We start from the raw sequence: 23,388 nt of genomic DNA, 5'->3' as shown, positions 1-23,388 counted from the left end.
AGAGGGGGTGGGGAGCGCTGCACTGTGCGCTTACTTGCTGCGGTCAGCGGGAGGCGGATTATTCCAGCGATCAAAGATCGCAACCGGATCAAGCTCCCGTGCAGGCCTCACCCGTTCGTCGTGGCCGTAGGCGGCATTCGCCATTCGCTGCAATCTCGATTCCGTCTTCGCCTGTCCGCCGTCTCCCTTGAACGTCAGTTGCTCAAGGTCCGTGATTGCCTTGGCGGCGTCAGCTTCCTTGACCTTTCGCCAAGCGTGGGGGCCGCGTGCACCATTCGTGTATTTCTGGATTGCCTTGTCGCTGGCGTCGCGGCCGCGAGCCGCAAGCGCGCTAAGATAGGCCCGCTTTAGCGGCGCCATTTCAGTGTTGTCGGTCATTGTCATAGTTCCTTTCGCTGATTGATCTGTCATGCAAAAGCATCGAGTCCGCCGTCGCTGCATTCACACCAATCTTTGACGATCGGCGGACTCTCTGCCCGTCGCTGCGGCCGGATAAGAACCGCAGCTACCCCAACGCATCGCGCCAAAACAAAAGGATTTCACCACGGCGTAATGCGTCGGAATTGCGTTAAGCGTAGTCGATGTCCAAGATTGCAAGCGGGCTCGCCGCGAGGCGCGGGCCGGTGTTGATGCCTCGGGCGCGACCGGTTCGGTAGATGAACTCTGCCTTCCGTTCGATCTCCAAAATCTCGGCGTCGATCTTCTTCAGCATGGCCGCGCGGTCAGCGATCGGAATCGCGTTTTCGGCGTCGTGACCTGCGAGAGCCATTGCCTTCAGTCGCTCGCGAATTTCGGTCCCGAACACGGCGAAAAGCAATGTGGCGGTGTCGTTCAAACGAGAGAGACCGCCGGCGCCATTGGGGATTGTCAGCATTGGAAGCTCAAGAGACCGCGGGGAGAAGCGTCCGGACTGAGTGCGGTGAGGCGTGCGAAGGGTTCGTAGCGCATGTGCAACGCTGGTCGATGCGGTGGCAAAAGTGCGATCGATGGCCGATTCGATTTGGTGTGCGGGTACGTGCGCAAGCGTGATAGCTTTGGCTTCTTCGAGCTTGGCGGATTTTGCGTCACGGCAGGCGTCATGCTCTGCCACAAGATCAGGGCCAAGCTCACACTTGTAATTGCGTGATTTTAGCTTCTTCAGGGCGTTGGCATTCGCGAATTCGAGCGCAGTCTGGTGGAAGCCTCCCGGCTGAAGCCGCCTCTCGTCCTCATAGGACCTTTCGAGCGAAACAAGTTCTGCTTCCCCCTCGGCGATGCGCCTAGCGCAATCGTCCGCCAGCTCTTGAGAGGGCTTCGGCTCTCGCTCATTTTGGATCGACTCGAGTTTCGCGTCGGCGATGCCGCGGCGAATCTCGGCTGCCCGATTCTGCTTCGCTTCGTATCGTGCGTATGCCTGTTGGCTCAGCGCTTCTTCATGCTTGAAGAGCTTGCGCGCAAGAATAGGCAGGTTGTCATACGGCGTCGGCGGCGTTGCGCCCGGCGTCGTTGGGAAGTGAGTGATGTTTTCGGTGGGCATCGAAGTGACTCCGGGTTGAGGAATTCGTTGTGAGCTAAGAGCTACCGCGCGACAGCGTGCGTTGTCTGGTCCGACTTTCCGGACTCAAGGTCCGACTTTCCGGACCAGAAACGGTTCGATAGCAGCCTGAAGTTCCTGTAGATGGGCAACGTGTTCAGTCGGACGTTGTCGTATCCAGTTTTGAATCCGCACAGACTCGGCACTCGACGCGCCGGACATGCCGGAACCTTTCGCGGCTTTTTTTGCGGCGCTAAATTCGACGGTTGGTCGGCCGAAATGAGTTTCGGTCACGCAGAGGAGAATCGCGTCTTCGTCCGCGACTCCAAGATCATCGCGTAGGAAGTGAGCAGTCGCGTTTCCTTGGCCGATTTTACGATCGCGAGATTGTCGCGGCTGCAACATCTCAGGTGGCAAGTCGTGCTCGGTGGCCAACACTTCGGCGTTGCCAAAGGCGATTAGTCTGCGGATCGCTGTCAGATGCGCTAGCGGCGGGGCAATCATGGCTGCACCTTGCGCCGCTTGGTCGGCGCGCAGCCGCGCTCAATCATCGCGCGTTCCCATGCGACGACGTCGGACATGCGCCAGTAGCGTGTTGGGGTGCCGAAGTAGACCGGCTTTGGAAATTCATCATCGCGCATGCGACGATGAATCCACATATCGGAGGCTCCGCCGAAGCGAAGCTTGATCTTGGCAGATGTTACGTATTCGGCGTCATCGCCGGGTTGGCAGGTGATGGACATGGGCGCGCCTACGCAACGCCATTCGGCGTTGTCTTTTGGATCGATGGCGCGGGTCATGTCACCGGCTGTATCGTAAACCGGGAAAGCAGTTGCGAGGCGAAATCACTTTGGTCTGCCGACCTAACGCCGTAGTCCGCCTGTCGTGCGGCGCATTCAACGGTCGGGAGCGCGTACAACATACCCGAACAGTTGGTTTTGTCCAAGTAACACTTACGGACTCCGCGGGAGTCCGACAATTCGCAACACCTCCGACGACCACGCTTCGAACGCACGAACTTTCTGTTCATAGAAGTCGTGTTGCAGATAAGCGTCGTCATCTACGTGATTGAGGCAGGCTTCAGCGACTTCGTTATCAAAACCAAGGCGCTGCATACGGGTCGAACCCGTGCGACGTAGGTCGTGAAGAGTCCAGTTTGGAATCGACTCGACGTCGGAGTCTTCTGCTCGCGCGATTTCGAGCATGGCGGCATCAAGCCGCTTTTTCGCCTTTGAGAACCCAGAGAAGGCGTTCTCACCATCGGTGCAGAACAGATATCCGGCGTCGTTCTTCACGGTCGGAATGGCATTGATGACGTCGAGCATGGCGTCGGTCAGAAAGATTTCGTGTTCGTGATGATTCTTCGTTCGCTCGGCAGGAATGATCCACGTGCGGCGATTACCCATGTGCAATTCGCGTTTTCGGAGGCCGGCGACTTCGTTGCGGCGCGCAAGCGTTAGAATCAGTAAGCGAACAAAATGACCCATGGGGAACGGCTCTTTTGCGCACGCAAGCCATAGCCAACGTAGTTCATCATCTGTCAGCTTGCGCTTCCGCTTGTTCCGCTTTGCCGATTCCAGACCTTCGCACGGGGATTTTTGAATGCGGCCCTTCGCGACACACCAATTGAAGAACGATGCTAGGACGCGATGCAGCCGCGCCGCGGCCTGGGGGTGCTTCTTGGCGATGCCGTCGAGCAGGGCGGACACATCCGCTTTGGTGACTTCGTCGAGCCGCCGCTTGCCCCAAACCGGCTCTAGGCGCCGCTCGTAGTCCTGCTTGGCTCGCAGGGCTGTCGATGGCCGCCAGCCCTTCTTGCTGCGGCTCTTGGGCTTCGGCGCGTTCGTCCAGTCGGCCCACGCCGTCGAAAACATTGCCCCATGGTCGATACCGGCGGAAGCCTTGCGCCGGGCCTCTGCCTTCTCCGCGGCCGGGTCGTCCCCTTCGGCGATTTTGGTCCGGAACCGGCTGGCGAGCTTCCGGGCGGCGGCCAGTCCAAATTCACGGCTATAGGGCTCTAGCGTGAGCTTACGTGGCACGCCGGCCGCTTCGTACCGAAGAACCCATGTCTTGGCGCCGGAGGGCTGCACGACCAACCCAAGGCCTCGCACGTGGTCCTTCCCACTGTCTCGAAGCTCATAGCGCCCCCTCTCGCGGTCGCCCTTGGCATCGGCGGCCTCCCTTGCGGTCAGGCGCGGCAACGGACGGGCCGAGCGGCGGAGCTTCTTCTCGACGATTTCACTCATTTCGGAGCCCTACCAGACGGCCGGGGTAAGCTTGGGGTAAGAGGATCGGCCGGAATAGGGTGTTAGATAGTGTTGGGCGACCGGCGGCACAACTGAACAAAAACCGCTTTAAAAATAGGGGTTAATAGCGCATTTGCGTCCGAAAGTGTTCGGTGCTGTTCGGCCTATATCCGTTATTCGTAATGACGGGGTCGGGGGTTCGAATCCCTCTTGCGGCACCAGCGCCTGACTGTCCAGCCCGGACACATAGGTAACGAAACGTACCTGAGACATGGGTGACAACCTCGTGCCGATCGGGGTGTCGAGCGGTTTCAAAGCTTTCACTCCAATCTCGATCGCGTTTGCGGCTCTGATGCTGTGGGCTCGGCGACGATCCGTCGCGCGCATGGATGCGGAAAGGGCGTGCGCCTGCTCAACAGCATGGGTCTTACGGACGGGACGCTGCGGGTTTATCGGGGCGGGTGTTGACCGCGGCAGTCCGGTTCGAAATTGTGCCGCGCTTATGTGAGGCCAATCACTTAACCCCCAGCACGTTGCCCGTAATGTCCCGGTCACGCCAACACGGGGAGAGTTCACATGCGCAAGATCATTCTGGTTGCCGCCATGGTCCTGAGTGCCGGATCTGCCCACGCCGACGGCTCCCGCAGCCTGTCGCTGTCAGCGTCGGGCGCTCAGGCTCCCGCTCCGCTGACCGCGCCGACCAGCACCACGGCGCAGGCAAGCGAAGCCGCGCCGGCCACCGAGGCGCCGAAATATTCCGATCGTCCGCCGGCCGTGACGCTGTCTGCGCCGCCGGCCACGACAGCCGCACCTGCGGCTGCCGCGCCTACGACCACCACCACCGCGGCGCCGGTCGCGACCGCCAAGCCTGCCACCAGGAAAACCGCAGGGGCGGACAAGCCGAAGCCCAAGCGCAGCTGGACCGAGCGCCGCATCATCGGCGAGCTGCACCGCCACGGCATCTATTGGTAAGCCGCAGACCTTTACCCAATCTCGCTGTCATGCCCGGGCTTGGCCCGGGCATCCACGTCTTCGCCCAGATCCAAGAACGTGGATGGCCGGGACGGGCCCGGCCATGACGCAAGAGTTTTGACTTTGACCAATCGCGCTTACTGCGAGACCGTCTGCACGACACTCGCGATCGGACGGGCGTTCGTGCCCGCGGTCGGCACCTTCATGTCCTTCATCAGTGCCTCGTCATATTCCGGCAGCGTCTGGAGGCTCGCCTTGGCTTTCATCTGCACGACCTTGTAGCCGCCGGCCTTCAGCCGCGCGAGCAGCGTCGGCAGGGCAAGGCCCGTGTTCTTCTGGAAATCGTGCATCAGGATGATGCCCTTGCCGAGCTTGTCCAGCCTCGTCATCACAGTCTCGACGATCTTCTCCGGCGTCGCGCCCTTGCGGAAGTCGAAGGAGTCGATCTCGGTCGAGAACATCGCGACGTTGCGGGTGCCGAAATAGCTCACCATCGCGGGATTGTGCTGAAGCTGCGGGAAGCGGAAGAACGGTGCCGGATTGGTGCCGAGCGCGAATTTCACCGCACTGAAGCCTTTCTCGACCTCGTCCTTGACCTGCTGCTCCGTCAACTTCTTGCTGTTCAGATTGACATGCGACCAGGTGTGCGTGCCGACCGTGTGGCCCTGGGCCAGCACCTGCTTCAGGATCTCCGGATGGTAGGTCGCGTGCTTGCCGACCGAGAAGAACAGGCCCTTGGTGCATTCGTCCGCGAGCGCCTTCAGCACCGTGGGCGTGTTGACCGGCCACGGACCGTCGTCGAAGGTCAGGACGACCTCCTTCTCGGTCAGGAAATCGAATTGCTTGAAGTGCTCGAAGCCGAATCCCGGACCGCCCGTCGTGTCGATCTCGACGACGCGGGACACGCCCAGCGCGTTCGGATTGGCGCAGGCCTGCTTCGGCTGCACCGGCATGACGGGAGCGGGCGCCGGGGCGGCTGCCGCCGGCTTGGCCGGCACCGTCGCGGTGGTCTCGACGTCATCTCTGGCAGCGAGCTTCGCCGGTGCCGGCAATGGATCGCCGGCACGGGCCGCAACTGTCTTGGGAGCGCCCTGATCGGCGCGCGCGGAATAATAAAACCAACCGCCGGCGGCGATCACGACCGCCGCAACTACACTGGCCAGCATCAGGCCCAACGCATTACGCATCGCTACTCTTTCCAATTACGCAACCAAACCTGCGGAATTTCCCGCGCGACGCGCCATTAATGCGAAGTAACAGTTAACGTGACACCAACACGACGGCGGTTGTGGAGGAATTTCAGGGCGGTGCGCCAACGTGACCGAGGTCACAGTCGGGGTGGGGCGCGTGACGGTCATCACGGTGGAAACTGTTTTGCCGGAGCATCGTAGTTCCCATCAACAACGGGCCCGCCCTGCGCGGTGCCAACGGGAGCTTCAAATGACCAAGTCCTTTTCTGCCCGTCTCCGCGACACCAGCCTGGCTCTGGGCGTTGCCGCCATCGTCTCGATCGCTTCGACGAGCTCGAGCTTCGCCTTCACGGCCGAGGCGCAGCAGATGTGCACTGGCGATGCCTTCCGCCTGTGCTCGTCGGAAATCCCCAACATCCCGAAGATCACGGCCTGCATGATCAAGCATCGTTCGGATCTGAGCGCCGGCTGCCGCGCGGTGATGGACAAGGATCTCGCCAAGGGCGCCTCGCGCAAGGTCGCTGACGCCCGGAACAGTCAGTAACAGCGCGCAGCGACAACGATCGTCGCATCGGTCAGCTCCCCCACCGCGATGTGCCCCGGCGTCATGCCGGGGCCACGCGTCGGCACCCTTCCCGCCCGGCAATAAAGCCGTTGCAGGTGCGGGATCGTCGCACTAGCTTCCCCGCACATCTTTCCGGGTAAGAGGCATTACGCGATGACCAGATTTCTTTTCATCATTCCTTTGCTCCTGTGCGCCTCGAGCGCATCCGCGCAGCAGCAGCCCGGCCACGATGCCTGCGCGCGCGATGTCAGCCGCTTCTGCCGCGCCGTGATGAACAATGGCGACGGCGCCGTGCTCGCCTGCCTGAAGCAGAACCGCACCAAGCTGAGCAAGGCCTGCGACAAGGTGCTGACCCAGCACGGGCAGTGAGACGAAACGTCGTAGCCCGGATGAGCGAAGCGATATCCGGGACTTCTGGCCCCGCATGTCGCTGCGCTCATGCGGGCTACGCGCTGACAGGACCTACGTACTGCTTCCCGCCGCGGTCGCGACCACCGGCAGCACCTCGCCATCGGCGCGATCCGGCGTATCGTCCTTCCAGCGCACCGAACCGAACGGGCGCTCCAGCATGCGGCGGATCCGCACCGGCTCGGGGCCGATGTGGAAATCGATCGCCTGCTGATGCAGCGCGCGCTCGGACTGGGTCGAGCGGTTGCGCTGGCGTAAGTAGTCGAACCAGGTCGGGCAGTGATAGCGCTCGGTCCACAGCTCGGGATCGGCGATGTCGCGCGCGATCGACCAGCCATAGGCGCCGTTGCGCTGGCGCGAGAGCTGCACGTCCTGCATCACGTTGTGGAAGGCGCGCGCGTTCTCCTGCGCGACGCGATATTCGATCTCGACCACGAGCGGGCCGCTACGCCCGGTCAGCGACAGCTTCACCTCGGGATCGGCGAGCATGTCCGCATCCTCGTTGCGGGCGCCGACGCGCGGCATCGTGAGCCAAAGCCCGAGCAGCGGCGAGATCAGCATCAGGCCGGCCGCCGTCAGCAGCGCCATCTCGACGCCGGCATAGTCGGTGAGATGGCCCCAGCCCCATGCGCCGATCGCGATGCCGCCGGCGATCGCGGCCTGGAACGCCGCGAGCGAGCGGCCCGCGACCCAGCGCGGCGCCGAGAGTTGCACGCCAATGTTGAACAGCGCGATCGCCGCCATCCAGACCGCGCCGCCTAGCACCAGCGCGGCCGCCGTCAGCACCGGCTCCGTGCTCAGGGCGAGGGCGGCCATGGCGAAGGCCATCGTGATGGTGCAGGCGCGGATCGCGGCCTCGCCGCTCATGCGCTTGCGCAATTCGTGGATATTGAGCGCGCCGATCACCGCGCCCATGCCGAAGGCACCCAGCATGATGCCGTAGGTCTGCGCGCCACCATGCAGCAGGTCGCGCGCAACCAGCGGCATCAGCGCCATCACGGCGCCGCCGATCAGGCCCATCACCAGCGTCCGCAACAGCACGATCTTGATCGGCGGCGAATTGGTGATGTAGCGGAAGCCCGAGACCATGGCGCGATTGAGCTTCTCCCGCGGCAGGCGCGACGGCTCGGTGCTGCGGCGCCAGAGCAGCAGCACCACCAGCAGCGGCAGATAGAGGATCGCGTTGCAGGCGAACGCGGCCACCGCGCCGAGCGCAGCGACGATGACGCCGCCGACCGCGGGGCCGAAGCTGCGCGCGATATTGTAGCTGATGCCGTTCAGCGCCACGGCCGAGGCCAACGCCTCAGGCGGCACCTGTTCGCTGACCGAGGACTGCCAGGCCGGGCCGAACAGCGCGTTGCCGCTGCCGACGATGAAACAGAAGGCGAGCAGCAATTCGGGCGTGATCAGGTTGAGGCCGGCCAGCACGGTGAGCGCACTCGCGCCGACCAGCGCGACCGACAGCGAAATCACGCTGACGATGCGACGGTCATACATGTCGGCAATGGCGCCGGCCGGCATCGAGATCAGCATGATCGGCAGCATCAGGGCGGTCTGCACCAGCGCCACCTGGTCGGCCGATGCCGACATCTGTGTCATCGCCCAGGCTGCGCCCACGCCCTGAATCAGCAGGCCGAGATTGGAGAGCAGGCTGGCGAGCCAGATGCGCCGGAACACGGTGTACCGCAGCGGCGCGGCAATGCCGTCGGCGGCCATTTTCTGACGGTTTGGCTGCTCGGTCATGTCCTCTTCCAAATGGGCTGGCAGAAGTGGTGCTGGCGATTCCGGCAAATTCTTTGATGCCTGCGAAAGTCCTTCGCTGTCCAGTGATTAGGCCGCTATAAGCGGTGCAAAGAGACGGTTTGCCGGGGAGGAACAGATGAAGCTGTCGCGACGGACGATCTTGCTGGCGGCTGGCAGCTTGCCCTTCGCAACTGCGAGCTTGCGGACGGGCGCAATCGCCCAGACCACGGCTGCTGCGCCGGGCAATGAGGTGCCGCCGATCCTGTTCGTGCACGGCAATGGCGACTATGACGCGCTCTGGATGACGACCTTGTGGCGGATGGAATCCAACGGTATCGCGCGCGATCGCATGGCGGCGATCAATTTCACCGATCCCAATGCGCGCACCGACGACAAGGTCGAGCAGGCGAACCGCTCCTCGACCGAGGACCAGCGCCGCGAGCTCACCGCTGCCATCGCCGAGCTCAAGCGCCGGACCGGCGCGGCGCGTGTCGCGCTGGTCGGCAGCTCGCGCGGCGGCTATGCCATTCGCAACGTGATCAAGAATGGCGGTGCCGGCGACGTCAGCCACGCCGTGTTGTGCGGCACGCCCAATCACGGGGTGTTCGCAACCGACGATCAGCCCAACAGCGAGTTCAACGGCCGCGGTGCGTTCCTGCGCGCGCTTAACGAGGGCGAGAGCGAGGTGACGCCGGGCGTCGCCTTCCTGACGCTGCGCAGCGACGGCATGGACAAATTTGCTCAGGCCGACGGCCGCTTCATCGGCAAGCCCGGCACGCCGACCGGCGTCACCAATGAAGGGCCGGAGCTGAAGGGCGCCACCAATCTCGTGCTCGGTGCGCTCGACCATCGCGAGGTGGCCTTTCACCCCAGGGCGTTCCGCGAGATCTACAAGTTCATCGCCGGCCGGGAACCCGCGCGCATCGCGATCGTGCCGGAGCCGGTCGTCAGGCTGAGCGGCCTCGTCACCGGCACGCCCGGCGGCGTGCCGACCAATCGGCCTGTGGCGGGCGCAACCGTCGATATCTTCCGCGTCGATCCTGATACCGGCGAGCGCAAGGGCGGCGCCGTGCACAGCGCGACCACGGGCGCCGACGGCCGCTGGGGCCCGGCGCAGATCGAGCCCTCCTGGTCGCTCGAGTTCGTTCTGACGTCGCCGGGCGCGCCGATCACGCACATCTATCGCTCGCCGTTCCCGCGCTCGTCCGACGTCGTCCATTTGCGCGCCGCACGGCCGCTGGGGCCGGCCGACAAGGACGCCGGCGCGGTCGTCATCATGTCGCGGCCGCGCGGCTATTTCGGCCTGCCGCGGGACGTGGTGCTGCTGGACGGCAAGGAGCCCGCCGACGTCAAGTCGGGCGTGCCGACCGATTCGGCGGCAACATTGCGGCTTGCAGCCGGCGAGGTTGGACGTAACATCGTGGCTCAATTCGGCGAAGAACGGATTGTGGCGCGGGCCTGGGCCGCCCAGGAGAACCGGATTGCGATTGCCGAGCCGACTTACTAGCTGTTGCCTGCGTACATCTTGCGGGAGAGAGCCATGAATATCGCCAGCGTGCGTCGGCCCATCATCCCTCCGGCTCCTCCGCGTGCGCCCGACGACATGTCGTTCTTCGGCCGTCTCGCCGTGATCCGGCGCAATATGATCGCGACCTGGAGCCAGCGCGCCTATGAGGAAGACGTCATCAAAGGCCGCTTTTTCCTCCGCAACAGTTTCATCCTGAACCAGCCGGACGCGATCCGGCACGTCCTGCTCACCAATTACGAGAACTACACGCGCACGCCGGCCGGCATCCGCATGCTGCGTCCGGTGCTGGGTGACGGGCTTCTGATCGCGGAGGGGCATTCCTGGACGTTCCAGCGTCGTACCCTCGCGCCGGCTTTCACGCCGCGCGCCACCGCGAATCTCGTTCCGCACATGACGGCGGTGCTCGACGAGACCATCGCCAAGCTGGACGCGCGGGTGGGGGAAGATATCGACCTGCGCGAGACCATGCAGCGCATGACGCTGGAGATCGCCGGGCGGACGATGTTCTCGTTCGGCATGGACCGGCATGGCGCGACCCTGCGCAACTTCATCATGGAATATGCCGCGCGGTTGGGACGCCCGTATCTTCTCGACATGGTGCTGCCGGTGTCCTGGCCGAGCCCGATGGATTTCGCCCGCGCCCGTTTCCGCAAGCGCTGGACCGAGTTCGTCGCCATGCTGATTGCGGAGCGGCGTGCGGCCGGCAAGAAGGAGGGCGCGCCGCCGCGGGACCTGTTCGATCTCATGGACGCGGCGCGCGATCCTGAGACCGGCAAGGGCTTTTCCGACGAGCAACTCGTCGACGAGGTTGCGACCATGATCCTTGCGGGTCACGAGACCACGGCAACGGCGCTGTTCTGGGCGCTCTATCTGCTCGCGCTCGACCCGGAGACCCAGGAGGAAGTCGCCTCCGAGACGCGCGGCGAGCATCTCGACAGCATCGCCGACATCGACCGGCAGAAGTTCACCCGCGCGGTGATCGAGGAGACGATGCGGCTCTATCCGCCGGCGTTCCTGGTCGCGCGGGCCGCGCGCGACAAGGACAATGCGGCCGGAATCGAGATCGGCAAGGGCGACATCATCATGATCGCACCCTGGCTGCTGCACCGGCACGAGAAGCTGTGGGATCAGCCGAACGCGTTCATTCCAAAGCGCTTCATGTCGAAAGAGGCGCCCGATCGCTTCGCCTACCTGCCGTTCGGCGCGGGTCCGCGCGTCTGCGTCGGCGCGCCGTTCGCGCAAGCCGAATCCGTGCTGGCGCTGGCCCGGCTGATCGGCGCCTTCCGTGTCGAGCTCGCCGATATGGCAGATCCCGTGGTCCCGCTCGGCGTCGTCACGACCCAGCCCGACCATTCACCCATGTTCCGCATCACGCGTCGGTGACAGGCCCATTCCTGGCCGGCGGCGTGATCCGCCCGAGATAGAGACCTGCCATGAGCGACATCCAGGCCCAGTATTCCGTTCTGAAGCAGACTGCCGACGCGAAGGTGGTCGATGCGATCGTGCGCCTCATCGAGGATGGCGAGGATCACGAGCTCAACCGCGTCAACGTCCTCGATTTCTCCAGCCAGCACGCCCTCGACGAAGAGCGCGCGATCTCCGCCTTCCTGCATTCGGCGCGGCTCGGGCTGTTCGATCTCGGCTGGAACGTGCTGTGCCCGGGATGCGGCGGCGTGCTCGGCGCGCATTCGACGCTGAAGGCGCTCAAGCCCGACGATTATCATTGCGCACTCTGCGCCTGCGGCTACAAGGCCTCCGTCGACGATCAGGTCGAGGTCTCCTTCACCGTCAACCCGCGCGTCCGGCGCATTGCGGCGCACGACCCTGATACGCTTCCCGTGTGGGAGTATTTCAAGCAGGTGTTCTGGAGCTCCGGCGTCGACTTCAACAAGGAATCGTTCGCGACCCTTGCCAATGAGGTGACGCTCGACACGATGGAGCTGCCGGCAGGCGAGAAGGCGACCATGTCGCTGCAGCTGCCGAGCGACTTCGTCATCATCTTCGAGCCGGTGACGCACGCCGCCCATTTCATCGACGTCCAGGGCGAGCCGACCAAGGACCGGCAGCAGCTCGCCATCATTTACAACAAGGTGCAGGCCCCGACCGGCACCACCACCATGCGGCCCGGCCCGCTGCGGCTGTCGCTGGAGAACCAGGCCGGCGTGCGCGTGTTGCCGTCGGTGTTCATTGCCGCCGAAGCGCTCCACCATCTCATCGGCAAGCGCAAGCCGTTCCTCACCGCCAAGCGGATGCTGTCGAACCAGACCTTCCGCGACGTGTTCAAGGCCGACAATCTCAGTCTTGATCAGCGGCTCCAGATCACCTCGCTCACCTTCCTGTTCACCGACCTGAAGGGCTCGACCGCGCTCTATGAACGGGTCGGCGATCTCGCCGCCTTCGACCTCGTGCGCGCGCATTTCCATGCGCTGCTCGAGATCATCTCCTCCGAGAAGGGCGCGGTGGTGAAGACCATCGGCGATGCCGTGATGGCGACCTTCGTCCGTCCCGAGCACGCCATCGTCGCGGGCTTGCGGATGCGCGCGGCCATGGACGAGCTCAACAAGCAGCGCGGCACCGACGATCTCATCGTCAAGATCGGCATCCATGAGGGCCCGTGTCTTGCGGTGATGCTCAACGAGCGGCAGGATTATTTCGGCCAGACCGTCAACATCGCCGCCCGCGTGCAGAGCCTGTCGACGGCGCAGGAAATCCACATTACCGGCCCGGTGCTCGACGCGCCCGCGGTTGCGGAGGTGCTGGAGCAGCGCGCGATCAAGCCGATCCAGAAACAGGCGGCGCTGCGCGGCATCGCCGACAAGATGGTGGTGTACGAGATTCCGTGAGAGTGGTCGTCGGCCGCTCCAAGTCCCGTCATTGCGAGGAGCCCTTGCGACGAAGCAATCCAGAATCCCTCCGCGGAAAGATTCTGGATTGCTTCGCTGCGCTCGCAATGACGTGGCGGTGGATGTGCGTCACACTCTCGCCGTCATGCCCGGGGCTTATCCAGGGCATGGAAGGAGCCGGCCCATATTGCCGAAACGTAATGCGGCGCGGGGAACTGACGCACGTTGCGCCGGTTGAGTTTCCTGCTCATATAATGCCAGTAACAGCTGCGCTCCTCGCGGCTGCATCGATTTCGGTAGGACCTTATGCTCGACGGCTTGCGCCAATTCATCGCCGACATTGTCGCCCCCCATGACCAGAACCGCACCTTCGGTGACAGCGATTATCGGTTGGCGGCGACCGCGCTGCTGGTCCACGTTGTCTCGCTGGACGGCCAGCCGACGGCCGCCGAGCGGCGCAAGCTGCACAGCCTGATCGAAAGCCATTTTGGGCTCGATCAAGGCACGGCCGATCGCCTGATCGCGGACGCCACCGAGGTCGAGGGCGAGGCGGTGGACCTCTATCACTTCACCAGCATCATCATGCGCTCGCTCGACGAAGAGGGTCGCAAGCGCATCGTCCGGATGATGTGGGAGCTAGTCTATGCCGACGGCCAGGTCAGCGAGTTCGAGGACAATGTCGTCTGGCGCGCCTCCGATCTGCTCGGGATTTCCCAACGGGACCGGATCGAGCTGAAACATATTGTGGCCGAGCGCGCCGCTAGCCAGGTGAAGGATGGTGCCGTCGGTGGTCGACCTCTCCCGCCTGGTGGATTGGCTCCCACGCGAGCCACATGACGAAACTTTAATGTAACCCCGGCTCTTGGCGGATTCGCCTGCAAAATACCTGTCCTTCCTGCTCCCCTGTCGCCCGCTCAAGCCGCCATTCCGCCAGCGACGCTTGCCTGTCGCGCACGGCTTATGCTCTCGTTCAGCCATTGCGGGGCCAAAGACTTCAATTCAAGAGACTTCGATCGTGACTGAGCGGGTAACGTTGATCACCGGTGCCTCGGCGGGCATAGGCACGGAGCTGGCGCGCGTATTTGCCGCCAACGGACATCGCCTGGCATTGACGGCGCGGCGCGCGGATCGGTTGGAGGCGCTCGCGAGCGAGCTCGCTGCCAAGGGCGGCAAGAAGCCGATCGTGATTGCCTGCGATCTCGAGGACCCCGCCGCCGGCGAGACGATCGCGGCGGCGCTCGCCGCCGAAGGCATCGAGCTCGACCACCTCGTCAACAATGCCGGCTTCGGCGTGTTCGGCGATGCCATCGAGCGCGATCGCGACGAGCAGATCGGGATCGTCGATGTCAACGTGCGGGCCCTGACGGATCTGTCGCTGCGCTTTGCCGATCAGTTGATCAGGAACAAGGGCGGTCTTCTCAATGTGGGCTCGGTTGCGGGCTTCCTGCCCGGCCCCGGCATGGCGGTCTACTATGCCTCCAAGGCCTACGTGATTTCCTTCACCGAAGCGCTGCGGGCGGAGCTCGCGCCGCGCGGCGTTCGCGTCACCGTGCTTTGCCCGGGCCCCGTGCCCACCGAATTCCAGGCGCGCGCCGGCGTCGGGTCCCAACACGATACGGCCCTTCTCAATGTTTCAGCCGCCGATGTCGCGCAGGAGGCATACCGTGGCCTGATGGCCAACAAACGGGCAGTGCTGCCCGGTCTCGGCATCAAGATTGTGCCGTTTGCGCTGCGCTTTTTCCCGCGCGGCTTCATCCTGGCCGCGACGAGCCGATTCCAGAGGCGCAGGCATTAGAGAAATCCTGGAGCTCCCGTAGTGGCCCGGAGCTTGCTTCACTTTCGATGTGTGCGCGAACTCACACGATGTTAACCATCGCTTAGCTATGCTGGCGGTCTGAACCGATAGCACTCGCAGAGGCCATGTCGTTCCGGACGGACAGGTTTGGTGGCGCAGAATTGGTGCCCTTCCGAAAGAAGGCGCCGAGCACTGCCGCCTCCGAAAGCCAATTGCCGGTCTTGATCGTGCTGCATCAGGAATGCTCGACCCCGGGCCGGGTCGGCAATGCGCTCCGTGCGCTCGGCCACTCCTTGGACATTCGCCGTCCCCGCTTCGGCGATCCGCTGCCGGAGACGCTCGACGAGCATGCCGGCGCCGTATTCTTCGGCGGCCCGATGAGCGCCAACGATCCCGACGATTACATCCGGCGCGAGATCGACTGGCTCGAAATTCCGCTGCGCGAACAGCGGCCGTTCCTCGGCATCTGCCTTGGCGCCCAGATGCTCGCGATGCAGCTCGGTGCCCGCGTCGCGCCGCATGCCGATGCGCTGACCCAGATCGGTTACTACCCGATCCGTCCGACCGCCGCGGGCCGCGCGCTCTGCCCGGCCTGGCCGGCTCAGGTCTATCACTGGCATCGCGAGGGATTCGAGCTGCCTGCCGGCGCCGAGCTGCTTGCAGAGGCCGACGATTTTCCAGTGCAGGCGTTTCGCGCCGGCAATGCCTTCGGCGTGCAGTTTCATCCTGACGTGACCTACGCCATGATGCATCGCTGGACCACGCGCGGCTACGACGGCTTCAGCGCGCCCGGTGCGCGGCAGCGGCACCATCATTTTGCGGATCGTGCCGTCTACGATGCCGCAGAGCGCGCCTGGCTCGATCACTTTATCAATGTCTGGCTGGAGCGCCGGCCGGTGCTGGCCCAAGCCGCCGAGTAACCCGCGCGCCTTTCGCGCAGGCTCCTGGCGCAAGTCCGCGCCGCCCCCGATATGCTAGGCTCTCCGCCAACGAGCGCGCACCAATGCGTGCCGGCAGACAAGGGAGAGCGTCATGGCCTACGAGCACATTCTCTATGAGGTGAGCGACAAGATCGCGACCATTACGCTCAATCGCCCCGATCGCATGAATGCGTGGACGCCGATCATGGAGCGCGACGTGCGTCATGCGATGGAAGCGTCGAGCGCCGACGACGATGTCCGCGTCATCGTGCTCACCGGCGCGGGCCGCGCCTTTTGCGCCGGCGCCGACATGGATGCGTTGAAGGGGCTCGATCCTGATGACGTCAGGCGCGCCTCGAACCTGCCGCCCTTCGACATGAACCGCCGTCCGGATTGGCAGACGCGCTACGGCTATTATCCGTCGATCAGGAAGCCGGTCATCGCCATGCTCAACGGCGCCACCGCGGGCATCGGCCTCGTCCACGCGCTCTATTGCGATCTGCGCTTTGCCGCCGACAATACGGTGTTCACCACAGCCTTCGCGCGGCGCGGACTGATCGCCGAGCACGGCATCAGCTGGATGCTGCCGCGCATCGTCGGTCATGCCAACGCGATGGATCTGCTGCTTTCGGCGCGGCGCGTGTCGAGCGAGGAAGCCTTTCGGATCGGCCTGGTCAATCGGCTCTGCTTGCCTGAAAAGCTGCGCGAGGAGACCTACGCCTATGCCCGCGATCTCGCCGATTTCGTCTCGCCGAGTGCGATGGCCGTGATCAAGCGTCAGCTCTACGAGGTGCCGTTCCAGACCCTGGCCGAGGCAACGATCGAAGCCAACCGGGAGATGATGGTGGCGCTGGCCGGCAGCGATTTCCGGGAGGGGGTGGCGAGCTTCATGGAAAAGCGGCCGCCGAGGTTTACGGGGAGGTAGGGGGATTTCGGAGAGAGCCCGGCTTCGCCCTTCGGGCTTCGCCGCGGCAGCCTTCGCTACGAAAGGGCTTGCCGAGCCGAAGCAGGCGTAGCCTGCGAAGGCTGGTGGAGCCAGGCGGGATCGAACCGCCGACCTCGTCATTGCGAACGACGCGCTCTCCCAGCTGAGCTATGGCCCCTTTGCTGGCCGCTCTGGTAAACGCGGCCGACAACCGGGCGCCATTTAAGTCCCCGCCAAGGTCAAGTCAAGGACGGGTGTCACCCGGTTTTAGCCATTCGGGGCGCGACTTCCCTTGTTTGGGCGGGGGGGAACCGATATCTAGCAAAGGCGTCAATCCGACCGCAGCCAGAGTTTCCAAAAGCCAGAGTCCTCAAAAGCCATGCGTGCCGTTCTCGACATCGTCATCATCGTGCTCGACCTCTACGTCTGGCTGCTGATCGCCTCCGCGATCCTGTCCTGGCTGATCGCCTTCAACGTGGTGAACACCCGCAACCAGTTCGTCTCGGCGGTGGCGGAGTTCCTGTACCGCATCACCGAGCCCCTGCTGGCACCGATCCGCAATTTCCTGCCCAGCCTCGGCGGTCTCGACATCTCGCCGATCATCCTGATCCTGATCATCATGTTCATCGAGCGGGTGATCCTGTACTACGTCTACCCCAACGTGATCTGAGCAGGCTGGAGCGCCTTGGTTGCCCGAGAAGCCGGCAAGGAGCCTTGGCGTTACGCGGCCGCAGGAATCAGCATCGCATTGCGGGTGACGCCGCGCGGCGGCCGCGACGACATCGACGGGATCGAGCAGCTGGCCGATGGCCGCAGCGTGCTCAAAGTGCGGGTGCGCGCCATCGCCGATGGCGGCGAGGCCAACAAGGCCGTCCTGGTCCTGTTGGCGAAATCGCTCGGCGTTCCCAAGGCCAGCGTGAGGCTGCTGTCCGGAGCTACCTCGCGGCTGAAGCAGATCGCGGTCGACGGCGATCCGGCACGGCTGGGCGAAGCCCTGCGCCAGCTCGTCTCAGCCAAATCGACAGATTGAGGAACTGACATGACTGCCAAGATCATCGATGGAAAAGTCATCGCCGCGGAGCTTCGGGGCCGCGTCGCCGACGAGGTCGCCCGGGTCAAGCGCGAGCACAATCTGGTGCCGGGCCTTGCGGTGGTTCTGGTCGGCAACGATCCCGCCAGCGAGGTCTATGTCCGCTCCAAGCACACCCAGACCCAGGCCGCCGGCATGGCCTCCTTCGAGCACAAGCTGCCGGCCGACGTCTCGCAGGCAGACCTCCTGGCGCTGGTCGCAAAGCTCAACCGCGATCCTGCCGTGCATGGCATTCTGGTGCAGCTGCCGCTGCCGAAGGGGCTGAACACGGAAGCCGTCATCAACGCCATCGACCCCGCCAAGGACGTCGACGGCCTGCATCCGAACAATGCCGGCCGGCTCGCCGGCGGATTCCAGGCACTGTCGCCGTGCACGCCGCTCGGCTGCATCATCCTGACCAAAAGCGTGCACGCTTCGCTGGAAGGCATGAACGCGATCGTCATCGGCCGCTCCAATCTGGTCGGTCGTCCGCTGGTGCAATTGCTGCTGAACGAGAACGCCACGGTGACGATCGCGCATTCGCGCTCGCGCGACTTGCCCGGGCTGGTGAAGCAGGCAGATCTCGTCTATGCCGCGGTCGGCAGGCCCGAGATGGTGCGCGGCGACTGGCTGAAGCCGGGCGCAACCGTGATCGATGTCGGCATCAATCGCATCCCGAAGGAGGACGGCAAGACGCGCCTCGTCGGCGACGTCGCCTATCAGGAAGCGCTTGGGGTGGCCGGCGCGATCACGCCGGTGCCGGGCGGCGTCGGTCAGATGACGGTGGCCTGCCTGCTGGTGAATACGCTGCGTGCGGCCTGCGCGATCGCGGGGCTGCCGAAGCCGGCGGTGTAGGCTTTCTTCACCTCGCCCCGCTTGCGGGGAGAGGTCGATCGCGAAGCGATCGGGTGAGGGGGACTCTCCGCGCGTTCAACTCTCACCGTCCTCGCGGAGACTCCCCCTCACCCCGACCCTCTCCCCGCAAGCGGGGCGAGGGAGCTGACTCAACCCTTCTTCTTCTTCTCGCGGTCCATGCCTTCGAGGATCAGCTTGTGCGCTTCCTCCGGGCCGCCCCAGCGCAAGATCTTCACCCATTTGCCCTTCTCGAGATCCTTGTAGTGCTCGAAGAAGTGCTGGATCTGCTGCAGCGTGATGTCGGGCAGGTCGGAGTACGACTTCACCTTGTCGTAGCGCTGCGTGAGCTTCGACGACGGCACCGCCAGAATCTTCTCGTCGCCGCCGGCTTCGTCCTCCATGAACAGCACGCCGACCGGGCGCACGCTCATGACGGCGCCGGGAATGATGGCGCGGGTGTTGACGATCAGGACGTCGCAGGGGTCGCCGTCATCCGACAAGGTGTGCGGGATGAAGCCGTAGTTACCGGGGTAACGCATCGGCGTGTAAAGGAAGCGATCGACCACCAGCGTGCCGGCCTCCTTGTCCATCTCGTATTTGATCGGTTCGCCGCCCACGGGGACCTCGATGATGACATTGACGTCGTGGGGGACGTTCTTTCCGATCGAGACCGCATCAATACGCATTCAAGGCTCCGTTGTTGCCGAGGATAAATCGCGCCCGGCAGCGATTTTGGCGCTGTCATACGCGGGCTTGGCCCGCTGATCCATCGCGTTCTTGTGAAATAATGAATCCGGAAATCACCGGCTCAAAGGCAACGGTATCGACGGACGGGAAACGCTGCCGCTTCTGCTTTCAGCAGCTCAATTGGTCCAAGCGAAGGCAACCTTGTCGAGCGCCTTCGGCCCGAAACGCTCCGACGAGCGCGCCACCATACGGCCCCCGAGCGCCCGGTAAAACTCGGTCGCCGGGTCGTTGTCCGAGAGCGCCCACACCACCATGCTCTTCAGCCCGCTTTGCATCAGGTCGCGGCGGGCGGCGGCGAACAGGCGACGGCCGAAGCCGAGGCCCTGGAATTCCGGGCGCAGATAAATCTCGTAGATCTCGCCGTCGAAATGCAGGCTGCGTGCGCGGTTGCGACCGTAATTCGCGTAACCCGCGATCTTGTCGCCGAACACCAGCACGCTGACGCGGCTGCCCTTGCGGATCGCACTGTCCCACCATTGCGGGCCGCGGCGGTTGATCAGCTTTTCCAGCTCGGCGCCGGGAATGATGCCCTGATAGGCGGAGCGCCAGGCTTCGTCATGAGTGGACGCCACCGCAGTTGCATCTGCAGCTTTGGCCGGCCGGACCTCGATCAGGGTTGTGCTCATGGACACAATCAAACCAAGTCGCCGCCTCGGCGGCAAGACCTATCGTTAATTATCGGTTAACGTGTGGACTTTGTGCATCAGTATCTTGGCCCTGTTGTGCCGAAAAAAGACAAGACGCCGACTCAAACGGCATCGGCATGCCGTGCGTCGGTGCAAAACTCGTTCTGTGGCAATGAATGAACGACAATGGCAGCGCAAAAAGTCCGCCCAGGGTGATTCGTTCCGATTAGTGTGGCGGTCGCTTTCCGTGTCGCCCTCGGCCATTCATGCGGCTCCTCAACATCATCGCGCTCCTGCCTCTGCTGGCCTTGCTGACCGCGGCGCCTGTGTGCGCTCAGGTCACGTTTGGCCCGTCGGGCGAAGAGGGTGAACCGCTTCGCCGACAGAAATGGCTTGTGCCGTCGCTGGATACCGCCATTGCTGCCCATGCCGTGCTGTTTCGCCCCGCCGGCGCAGGTCCGTTCCGGCTTGCGGTCATCGCGCACGCCTCGACGCAGAATGGCTTGCGTCGTGCTCAAATGCCGCAGCCGGAATATCGTCCGCTTGCCGCCTATCTCGTCGCGCGCGGTTATGCCGTGCTGGTGCCGGAGCGGCTTGGCCATGGTGCGACCGGCGGCCGCTATGTCGAGGATCAGGGCGGATGTGACGAGGCCGATTATGCGCGTTCGGGCCGTGCAACGGCCGAGCAAATCCGGCTCGCGCTGGACCATTTGCGAAAGCAGGATTTCATTCGCAAGGAGGCCGCCATCGTAATCGGCCATTCCGCCGGCGGCTGGGGCGCGCTGGCGCTCGCCAATGCCGACCCGAAGACGATCTCCGCCATCACAGTGCTTGCGCCTGGGCGCGGCGGCCATGCCAATGATGAGCCGAACCGGATCTGCGCGCCCCATGCGCTTCTTGCTGCCGCGGCGGAGTTCGGCAAGGGCGCGCGTATCCCCGTCACATGGCTCGTTGCGGGCAATGACAGCTACTTCGCGCCGGCATTTTCGAAGAGCCTGGCTGACGCGTTTCGCAGCGGCGGCGGCAAGATCGAATTTCGCATCCTGCCAGCGCTCGGCAGCGAGGGGCATTGGTCGATCGAGAGCGAGGCCGGTGTCAAAGCCGCGAGCGGCGATCTCGCGCGGGCGCTGAACCAGGGCGGGCCAAAGGCGACCAAGAAGCCATGACGCCGTATGTCCTGGTCAAATTTCTGCATGTGCTCGGCGCCATCGTCATCCTCGGCACAGGCACCGGCATCGCCTTCTTCATGCTGATGGCGCATCGCACCAACGACGTGGCGTTCATCGCGCGCACTGCCTCGGTGGTGGTGGTCGCGGATACGATCTTCACGCTGTCGGCCGTGCTCCTCCAGCCGGCCACGGGCGGCCTGCTGATGATGCTCACGGCGACGCCGATCACGGAGCACTGGTTGCTCGCCTCGCTCGCCCTTTACGCCGTCGCCGGCCTGTTCTGGATCCCTGTCGTGTTCATGCAGATCGAGATGCGCGACCTCGCGCGCAAGGCCGCCGCGCAGCGCAGTGCGCTGCCGCAGCGCTATTTCGTGCTGTTCCGGCGCTGGTTCGCATGCGGCTTCCCCGGCTTCGGCGCGACGATGCTCATTCTCTGGCTGATGATCGCAAAACCGTTCTGAGGATTCCGATGAATCAGCGAACCATTTTGGTGCTCGGCGCCTCCGGCCTGATCGGCCGCTTCGTCACCGATGATCTGCGTATGCGAGGATTCCGCGTGGTCGGCGTGGCGCGCAGCCTGTCGCCGGCACAGAGGATGAGCGTGCTCGACATCGAACTGCCCATCCTCTCGCTCGATGCTGCGGCTCTGGCGCGGTTCCTGCGCGAACATGCCGTCGATGTCGTCGTGAATTGCCTCGGCGTGCTCCAGGACGGCCCCGGCAGCGACACCGGTGCCGTGCATCGCGATTTCGTCGCGCGGCTGCTTCAGGCAATCGGCGACAGCGGTCGTGCGATCCGCCTGGTGCACATCTCAATTCCTGGGACCGCGGAGGCTGACCGCACCGCGTTTGCGACGACCAAGCGTGAGGCCGAGCGGCTGATCGCGGCGTCCGGCATTCCCCATGCAATCTTGCGGCCCGGCTTCGTCATCGCGCCTGCAGCTTATGGCGGCAGCGCCATGCTCCGCGCGCTCGCGGCCTTCCCGCTCGATCTGCCGGGCAGGGAGATGGCAACGCCGTTCCAGCCCGTCGCGGTGGAGGACATTGCCGCCACCATCGCCTGGCTTGCCACGCGTGACATCGACGATGTCTCGGTAAATGCGGTAGGCTGGGATCTGATGCAATCCGAGCCGGTTGCGATGGCCGAGGTCATCAAACATTTCCGGCATGCGTTCGGGACGTCCGGCTGGCCGCGCATCGCGATGCCAGCGGCGCTGCTCCATCTCGGCGCCAGGATCGGCGATCTCGCCAGCTATCTCGGCTGGATGCCGCCGATGCGCTCCACCGCCATCGCCGAACTGCGCCGTGGCGTGCGAGGCGATCCCTCAGCCTGGATCAGCGCCATCGGTATCACGCCGAAGACGCTTGCCGAAACGATCGGCCGCCATCCCGCCACCATCCAGGACAAATGGTTCGCGCGCCTGTTCCTGGTCAAAGCCCTGATCCTCGCGAGCCTGGTCGCGTTCTGGCTCGTCTCCGGCTTCATCGCGCTGTTCGTGTCCTATCGCGCCGCCGCCGGTATCCTGACCGCGCACAATTTTCCGCCGGCCCTGGTCGATCCCATCACTGTCGGTACCAGCCTGATGGACATGAGCATCGGCGTGCTGATCGCCTTCCGCCGCACGGCGGCGCTCGGGCTCGTCGCGGGCATCGTCGCTTCGCTCGGCTATATGGCCGGCGCGGCGGTCCTGACGCCCGATCTCTGGATCGAGCCACTCGGCGCGCTGGTCAAGACCGGTCCGGCGATCGTCCTGATGCTGGTCGGCCTCCTGATGCTGGACAACCGCTGATGAGCAAATGGCCGGACGATGACGTGATCCTGTTCGACGGCGTCTGCATCTTCTGCTCGCGCTGGGTCCGCTTCGTCGCCAAGCGCGACACCGGGAAGCGGTTTCGCTTCACGCCAATCCAGTCCGACTATGGCGCCCGGCTCGCACGCACATTCGGCATCGACCCCGCTGATCCCGACACCAACGCGGTCGTCCACGGCGGCGAAGTGTTCATGAAGTCCGACGCCGCACTGACGGTGCTGTCGCAGCTTCCTGGCTGGCGCTGGGTGCGGGTGCTTTTCGCGGTGCCGAAGCCGCTGCGCGACTTCGTCTACAGCCTCGTGGCGCGCAATCGCTATCGCATCTTCGGCAAGTACGATGCGTGCTTCGTTCCTGATGCTGATTTGCGCGCGCGGGTGATCGAGTAGCCGCGTCATTGCGAGGAGCTCTTGCGACGAAGCAATCCAGATTGCCTCCGCGGAAAGCTTCTGGATTGCTTCGCTGCG

26 protein-coding genes and 1 tRNA gene are annotated in these 23,388 nt (G+C 64.1%); 17 read left to right on the top strand and 10 right to left on the bottom strand.

Going from position 1 to position 23,388, the window contains the following annotated elements; all coding sequences use genetic code 11:
* Nucleotides 1-30: 30 nt before the first annotated feature.
* The 5 genes from D6B98_RS09745 to D6B98_RS09725 form a co-directional block, all read right to left on the bottom strand.
* On the bottom strand, nt 31-378 hold the full coding sequence (locus D6B98_RS09745; RefSeq protein ID WP_126256811.1) for a hypothetical protein: 348 nt from the start codon (nt 376-378) through the stop codon (nt 31-33).
* A gap of 190 nt (nt 379-568) precedes the next feature.
* Complete coding sequence (locus D6B98_RS09740) at nt 569-1,516, bottom strand: hypothetical protein (RefSeq protein ID WP_126256810.1); 948 nt, start codon at nt 1,514-1,516, stop codon at nt 569-571.
* A gap of 84 nt (nt 1,517-1,600) precedes the next feature.
* Nucleotides 1,601-2,017 carry a hypothetical protein gene (locus D6B98_RS09735; RefSeq protein ID WP_126256809.1) on the bottom strand — a complete coding sequence of 139 codons (417 nt, stop codon included), beginning with the start codon at nt 2,015-2,017 and terminating at the stop codon, nt 1,601-1,603.
* Nucleotides 2,014-2,313 (bottom strand): helix-turn-helix transcriptional regulator, encoded by a 300-nt coding sequence (locus tag D6B98_RS09730; RefSeq protein WP_126256808.1) that lies wholly within the window; start codon nt 2,311-2,313, stop codon nt 2,014-2,016. Before D6B98_RS09730 ends, D6B98_RS09735 begins: the two co-directional genes overlap by 4 nt.
* A gap of 153 nt (nt 2,314-2,466) precedes the next feature.
* Nucleotides 2,467-3,759, bottom strand: coding sequence for a tyrosine-type recombinase/integrase (locus D6B98_RS09725; RefSeq protein WP_126256807.1), 1,293 nt, complete (start codon nt 3,757-3,759; stop codon nt 2,467-2,469).
* A 576-nt stretch (nt 3,760-4,335) separates the two neighbouring features.
* On the opposite strand from D6B98_RS09725, the gene D6B98_RS09720 reads away from it, so the two are divergent.
* Complete coding sequence (locus D6B98_RS09720) at nt 4,336-4,731, top strand: hypothetical protein (protein ID WP_126256806.1); 396 nt, start codon at nt 4,336-4,338, stop codon at nt 4,729-4,731.
* Between the two features lie 137 nt (nt 4,732-4,868).
* Here the strand turns inward: D6B98_RS09720 and D6B98_RS09715 are convergent, their stop codons facing one another.
* Entirely contained in the window at nt 4,869-5,918 is a 1,050-nt protein-coding gene (locus tag D6B98_RS09715) for a polysaccharide deacetylase family protein (RefSeq protein ID WP_126256805.1), read from the bottom strand.
* 253 nt (nt 5,919-6,171) lie between these two features.
* Here D6B98_RS09715 and D6B98_RS09710 point away from each other — a divergent pair, with 253 nt between their 5' ends.
* Nucleotides 6,172-6,465, top strand: a complete 294-nt coding sequence (locus tag D6B98_RS09710; RefSeq protein WP_126256804.1) for a hypothetical protein — start codon at nt 6,172-6,174, stop codon at nt 6,463-6,465.
* A gap of 174 nt (nt 6,466-6,639) precedes the next feature.
* Complete coding sequence (locus tag D6B98_RS09705) at nt 6,640-6,855, top strand: cysteine rich repeat-containing protein (protein ID WP_126256803.1); 216 nt, start codon at nt 6,640-6,642, stop codon at nt 6,853-6,855.
* A gap of 93 nt (nt 6,856-6,948) precedes the next feature.
* On the opposite strand, the gene D6B98_RS09700 is transcribed toward D6B98_RS09705, so the two are convergent.
* Nucleotides 6,949-8,637 carry an MFS transporter gene (locus D6B98_RS09700; protein WP_126256802.1) on the bottom strand — a complete coding sequence of 563 codons (1,689 nt, stop codon included), beginning with the start codon at nt 8,635-8,637 and terminating at the stop codon, nt 6,949-6,951.
* Nucleotides 8,638-8,773: 136 nt separating this feature from the next.
* On the opposite strand from D6B98_RS09700, the gene D6B98_RS09695 reads away from it, so the two are divergent.
* The 7 genes from D6B98_RS09695 (at nt 8,774) to D6B98_RS09660 (ending at nt 16,648) form a co-directional block, all read left to right on the top strand.
* Nucleotides 8,774-10,144, top strand: coding sequence for a hydrolase (locus D6B98_RS09695; RefSeq protein WP_126256801.1), 1,371 nt, complete (start codon nt 8,774-8,776; stop codon nt 10,142-10,144).
* 33 nt (nt 10,145-10,177) lie between these two features.
* The gene (locus D6B98_RS09690; RefSeq protein ID WP_126256800.1) at nt 10,178-11,548 is read left to right on the top strand and encodes a cytochrome P450; all 1,371 of its coding nucleotides are present in this window, start codon (nt 10,178-10,180) and stop codon (nt 11,546-11,548) included.
* Nucleotides 11,549-11,598: 50 nt separating this feature from the next.
* On the top strand, nt 11,599-13,008 hold the full coding sequence (locus D6B98_RS09685; RefSeq protein WP_126256799.1) for an adenylate/guanylate cyclase domain-containing protein: 1,410 nt from the start codon (nt 11,599-11,601) through the stop codon (nt 13,006-13,008).
* A gap of 306 nt (nt 13,009-13,314) precedes the next feature.
* Nucleotides 13,315-13,845 (top strand): tellurite resistance TerB family protein, encoded by a 531-nt coding sequence (locus tag D6B98_RS09675; protein WP_126256797.1) that lies wholly within the window; start codon nt 13,315-13,317, stop codon nt 13,843-13,845.
* A 178-nt stretch (nt 13,846-14,023) separates the two neighbouring features.
* Nucleotides 14,024-14,803: an SDR family NAD(P)-dependent oxidoreductase gene (locus D6B98_RS09670; protein ID WP_126257265.1), complete on the top strand. Its 780-nt coding sequence runs from the start codon at nt 14,024-14,026 to the stop codon at nt 14,801-14,803.
* A gap of 125 nt (nt 14,804-14,928) precedes the next feature.
* Entirely contained in the window at nt 14,929-15,723 is a 795-nt protein-coding gene (locus D6B98_RS09665) for a glutamine amidotransferase (RefSeq protein ID WP_126256796.1), read from the top strand.
* A gap of 112 nt (nt 15,724-15,835) precedes the next feature.
* Nucleotides 15,836-16,648: an enoyl-CoA hydratase gene (locus tag D6B98_RS09660; RefSeq protein ID WP_126256795.1), complete on the top strand. Its 813-nt coding sequence runs from the start codon at nt 15,836-15,838 to the stop codon at nt 16,646-16,648.
* 102 nt (nt 16,649-16,750) lie between these two features.
* Here D6B98_RS09660 and D6B98_RS09655 read toward each other — a convergent pair.
* Nucleotides 16,751-16,826 (bottom strand) — tRNA-Ala (locus D6B98_RS09655).
* Between the two features lie 201 nt (nt 16,827-17,027).
* Here D6B98_RS09655 and D6B98_RS09650 point away from each other — a divergent pair.
* Genes D6B98_RS09650 through folD form a run of 3 tightly spaced genes read left to right on the top strand, consistent with a single transcriptional unit; the run spans nt 17,028 to nt 18,572 of the window.
* Entirely contained in the window at nt 17,028-17,318 is a 291-nt protein-coding gene (locus D6B98_RS09650; RefSeq protein ID WP_024338768.1) for a YggT family protein, read from the top strand.
* 15 nt (nt 17,319-17,333) lie between these two features.
* A complete protein-coding gene (locus D6B98_RS09645) occupies nt 17,334-17,678 on the top strand; it encodes a DUF167 domain-containing protein (RefSeq protein WP_126256794.1) in 345 nt (114 codons plus the stop codon).
* A 9-nt stretch (nt 17,679-17,687) separates the two neighbouring features.
* Nucleotides 17,688-18,572, top strand: coding sequence for a bifunctional methylenetetrahydrofolate dehydrogenase/methenyltetrahydrofolate cyclohydrolase FolD (gene folD, locus D6B98_RS09640; protein ID WP_126256793.1), 885 nt, complete (start codon nt 17,688-17,690; stop codon nt 18,570-18,572).
* A 149-nt stretch (nt 18,573-18,721) separates the two neighbouring features.
* Here the strand turns inward: folD and ppa are convergent, their stop codons facing one another.
* Entirely contained in the window at nt 18,722-19,258 is a 537-nt protein-coding gene (gene ppa / locus D6B98_RS09635; protein ID WP_126256792.1) for an inorganic diphosphatase, read from the bottom strand.
* Nucleotides 19,259-19,435: 177 nt separating this feature from the next.
* Nucleotides 19,436-19,945 carry a GNAT family N-acetyltransferase gene (locus tag D6B98_RS09630; RefSeq protein WP_126256791.1) on the bottom strand — a complete coding sequence of 170 codons (510 nt, stop codon included), beginning with the start codon at nt 19,943-19,945 and terminating at the stop codon, nt 19,436-19,438.
* A 266-nt stretch (nt 19,946-20,211) separates the two neighbouring features.
* Between D6B98_RS09630 and D6B98_RS09625 the strand changes: the two genes are divergently transcribed.
* Genes D6B98_RS09625 through D6B98_RS09610 form a run of 4 tightly spaced genes read left to right on the top strand, consistent with a single transcriptional unit; the run spans nt 20,212 to nt 23,310 of the window.
* The gene (locus tag D6B98_RS09625) at nt 20,212-21,111 is read left to right on the top strand and encodes a dienelactone hydrolase family protein (protein WP_126256790.1); all 900 of its coding nucleotides are present in this window, start codon (nt 20,212-20,214) and stop codon (nt 21,109-21,111) included.
* Nucleotides 21,108-21,575: a DUF2269 family protein gene (locus tag D6B98_RS09620; protein ID WP_126256789.1), complete on the top strand. Its 468-nt coding sequence runs from the start codon at nt 21,108-21,110 to the stop codon at nt 21,573-21,575. The genes D6B98_RS09625 and D6B98_RS09620 overlap by 4 nt, the downstream gene beginning before the upstream one ends.
* 8 nt (nt 21,576-21,583) lie before the next feature.
* Nucleotides 21,584-22,903 carry an SDR family oxidoreductase gene (locus D6B98_RS09615; RefSeq protein ID WP_126256788.1) on the top strand — a complete coding sequence of 440 codons (1,320 nt, stop codon included), beginning with the start codon at nt 21,584-21,586 and terminating at the stop codon, nt 22,901-22,903.
* Complete coding sequence (locus D6B98_RS09610; protein ID WP_126256787.1) at nt 22,903-23,310, top strand: thiol-disulfide oxidoreductase DCC family protein; 408 nt, start codon at nt 22,903-22,905, stop codon at nt 23,308-23,310. The genes D6B98_RS09615 and D6B98_RS09610 overlap by 1 nt, the downstream gene beginning before the upstream one ends.
* The last annotated feature ends 78 nt before the right edge of the window (nt 23,311-23,388 follow it).

Source organism: Bradyrhizobium sp. LVM 105, from assembly GCF_003957705.1.
In the GTDB taxonomy this organism is placed as follows: domain Bacteria; phylum Pseudomonadota; class Alphaproteobacteria; order Rhizobiales; family Xanthobacteraceae; genus Bradyrhizobium; species Bradyrhizobium frederickii.
Note: the sequence above shows the minus strand (reverse complement) of the source record. Positions and strands in the feature narration are given on the sequence as shown.

Bases quoted from the DNA above. Each gene is read 5' to 3' on its own strand.
- D6B98_RS09745 (WP_126256811.1), bottom strand. From the start codon at position 378: ATGACCGACAACACTGAAATGGCGCCGCTAAAGCGGGCCTATCTTAGC.
- D6B98_RS09740 (WP_126256810.1), bottom strand. From the start codon at position 1,516: ATGCCCACCGAAAACATCACTCACTTCCCAACGACGCCGGGCGCAACG.
- D6B98_RS09735 (WP_126256809.1), bottom strand. From the start codon at position 2,017: ATGATTGCCCCGCCGCTAGCGCATCTGACAGCGATCCGCAGACTAATC.
- D6B98_RS09730 (WP_126256808.1), bottom strand. From the start codon at position 2,313: ATGACCCGCGCCATCGATCCAAAAGACAACGCCGAATGGCGTTGCGTA.
- D6B98_RS09725 (WP_126256807.1), bottom strand. From the start codon at position 3,759: ATGAGTGAAATCGTCGAGAAGAAGCTCCGCCGCTCGGCCCGTCCGTTG.
- D6B98_RS09720 (WP_126256806.1), top strand. From the start codon at position 4,336: ATGCGCAAGATCATTCTGGTTGCCGCCATGGTCCTGAGTGCCGGATCT.
- D6B98_RS09715 (WP_126256805.1), bottom strand. From the start codon at position 5,918: ATGCGTAATGCGTTGGGCCTGATGCTGGCCAGTGTAGTTGCGGCGGTC.
- D6B98_RS09710 (WP_126256804.1), top strand. From the start codon at position 6,172: ATGACCAAGTCCTTTTCTGCCCGTCTCCGCGACACCAGCCTGGCTCTG.
- D6B98_RS09705 (WP_126256803.1), top strand. From the start codon at position 6,640: ATGACCAGATTTCTTTTCATCATTCCTTTGCTCCTGTGCGCCTCGAGC.
- D6B98_RS09700 (WP_126256802.1), bottom strand. From the start codon at position 8,637: ATGACCGAGCAGCCAAACCGTCAGAAAATGGCCGCCGACGGCATTGCC.
- D6B98_RS09695 (WP_126256801.1), top strand. From the start codon at position 8,774: ATGAAGCTGTCGCGACGGACGATCTTGCTGGCGGCTGGCAGCTTGCCC.
- D6B98_RS09690 (WP_126256800.1), top strand. From the start codon at position 10,178: ATGAATATCGCCAGCGTGCGTCGGCCCATCATCCCTCCGGCTCCTCCG.
- D6B98_RS09685 (WP_126256799.1), top strand. From the start codon at position 11,599: ATGAGCGACATCCAGGCCCAGTATTCCGTTCTGAAGCAGACTGCCGAC.
- D6B98_RS09675 (WP_126256797.1), top strand. From the start codon at position 13,315: ATGCTCGACGGCTTGCGCCAATTCATCGCCGACATTGTCGCCCCCCAT.
- D6B98_RS09665 (WP_126256796.1), top strand. From the start codon at position 14,929: ATGTCGTTCCGGACGGACAGGTTTGGTGGCGCAGAATTGGTGCCCTTC.
- D6B98_RS09660 (WP_126256795.1), top strand. From the start codon at position 15,836: ATGGCCTACGAGCACATTCTCTATGAGGTGAGCGACAAGATCGCGACC.
- D6B98_RS09650 (WP_024338768.1), top strand. From the start codon at position 17,028: ATGCGTGCCGTTCTCGACATCGTCATCATCGTGCTCGACCTCTACGTC.
- folD (WP_126256793.1), top strand. From the start codon at position 17,688: ATGACTGCCAAGATCATCGATGGAAAAGTCATCGCCGCGGAGCTTCGG.
- ppa (WP_126256792.1), bottom strand. From the start codon at position 19,258: ATGCGTATTGATGCGGTCTCGATCGGAAAGAACGTCCCCCACGACGTC.
- D6B98_RS09630 (WP_126256791.1), bottom strand. From the start codon at position 19,945: ATGAGCACAACCCTGATCGAGGTCCGGCCGGCCAAAGCTGCAGATGCA.
- D6B98_RS09625 (WP_126256790.1), top strand. From the start codon at position 20,212: ATGCGGCTCCTCAACATCATCGCGCTCCTGCCTCTGCTGGCCTTGCTG.
- D6B98_RS09620 (WP_126256789.1), top strand. From the start codon at position 21,108: ATGACGCCGTATGTCCTGGTCAAATTTCTGCATGTGCTCGGCGCCATC.
- D6B98_RS09615 (WP_126256788.1), top strand. From the start codon at position 21,584: ATGAATCAGCGAACCATTTTGGTGCTCGGCGCCTCCGGCCTGATCGGC.
- D6B98_RS09610 (WP_126256787.1), top strand. From the start codon at position 22,903: ATGAGCAAATGGCCGGACGATGACGTGATCCTGTTCGACGGCGTCTGC.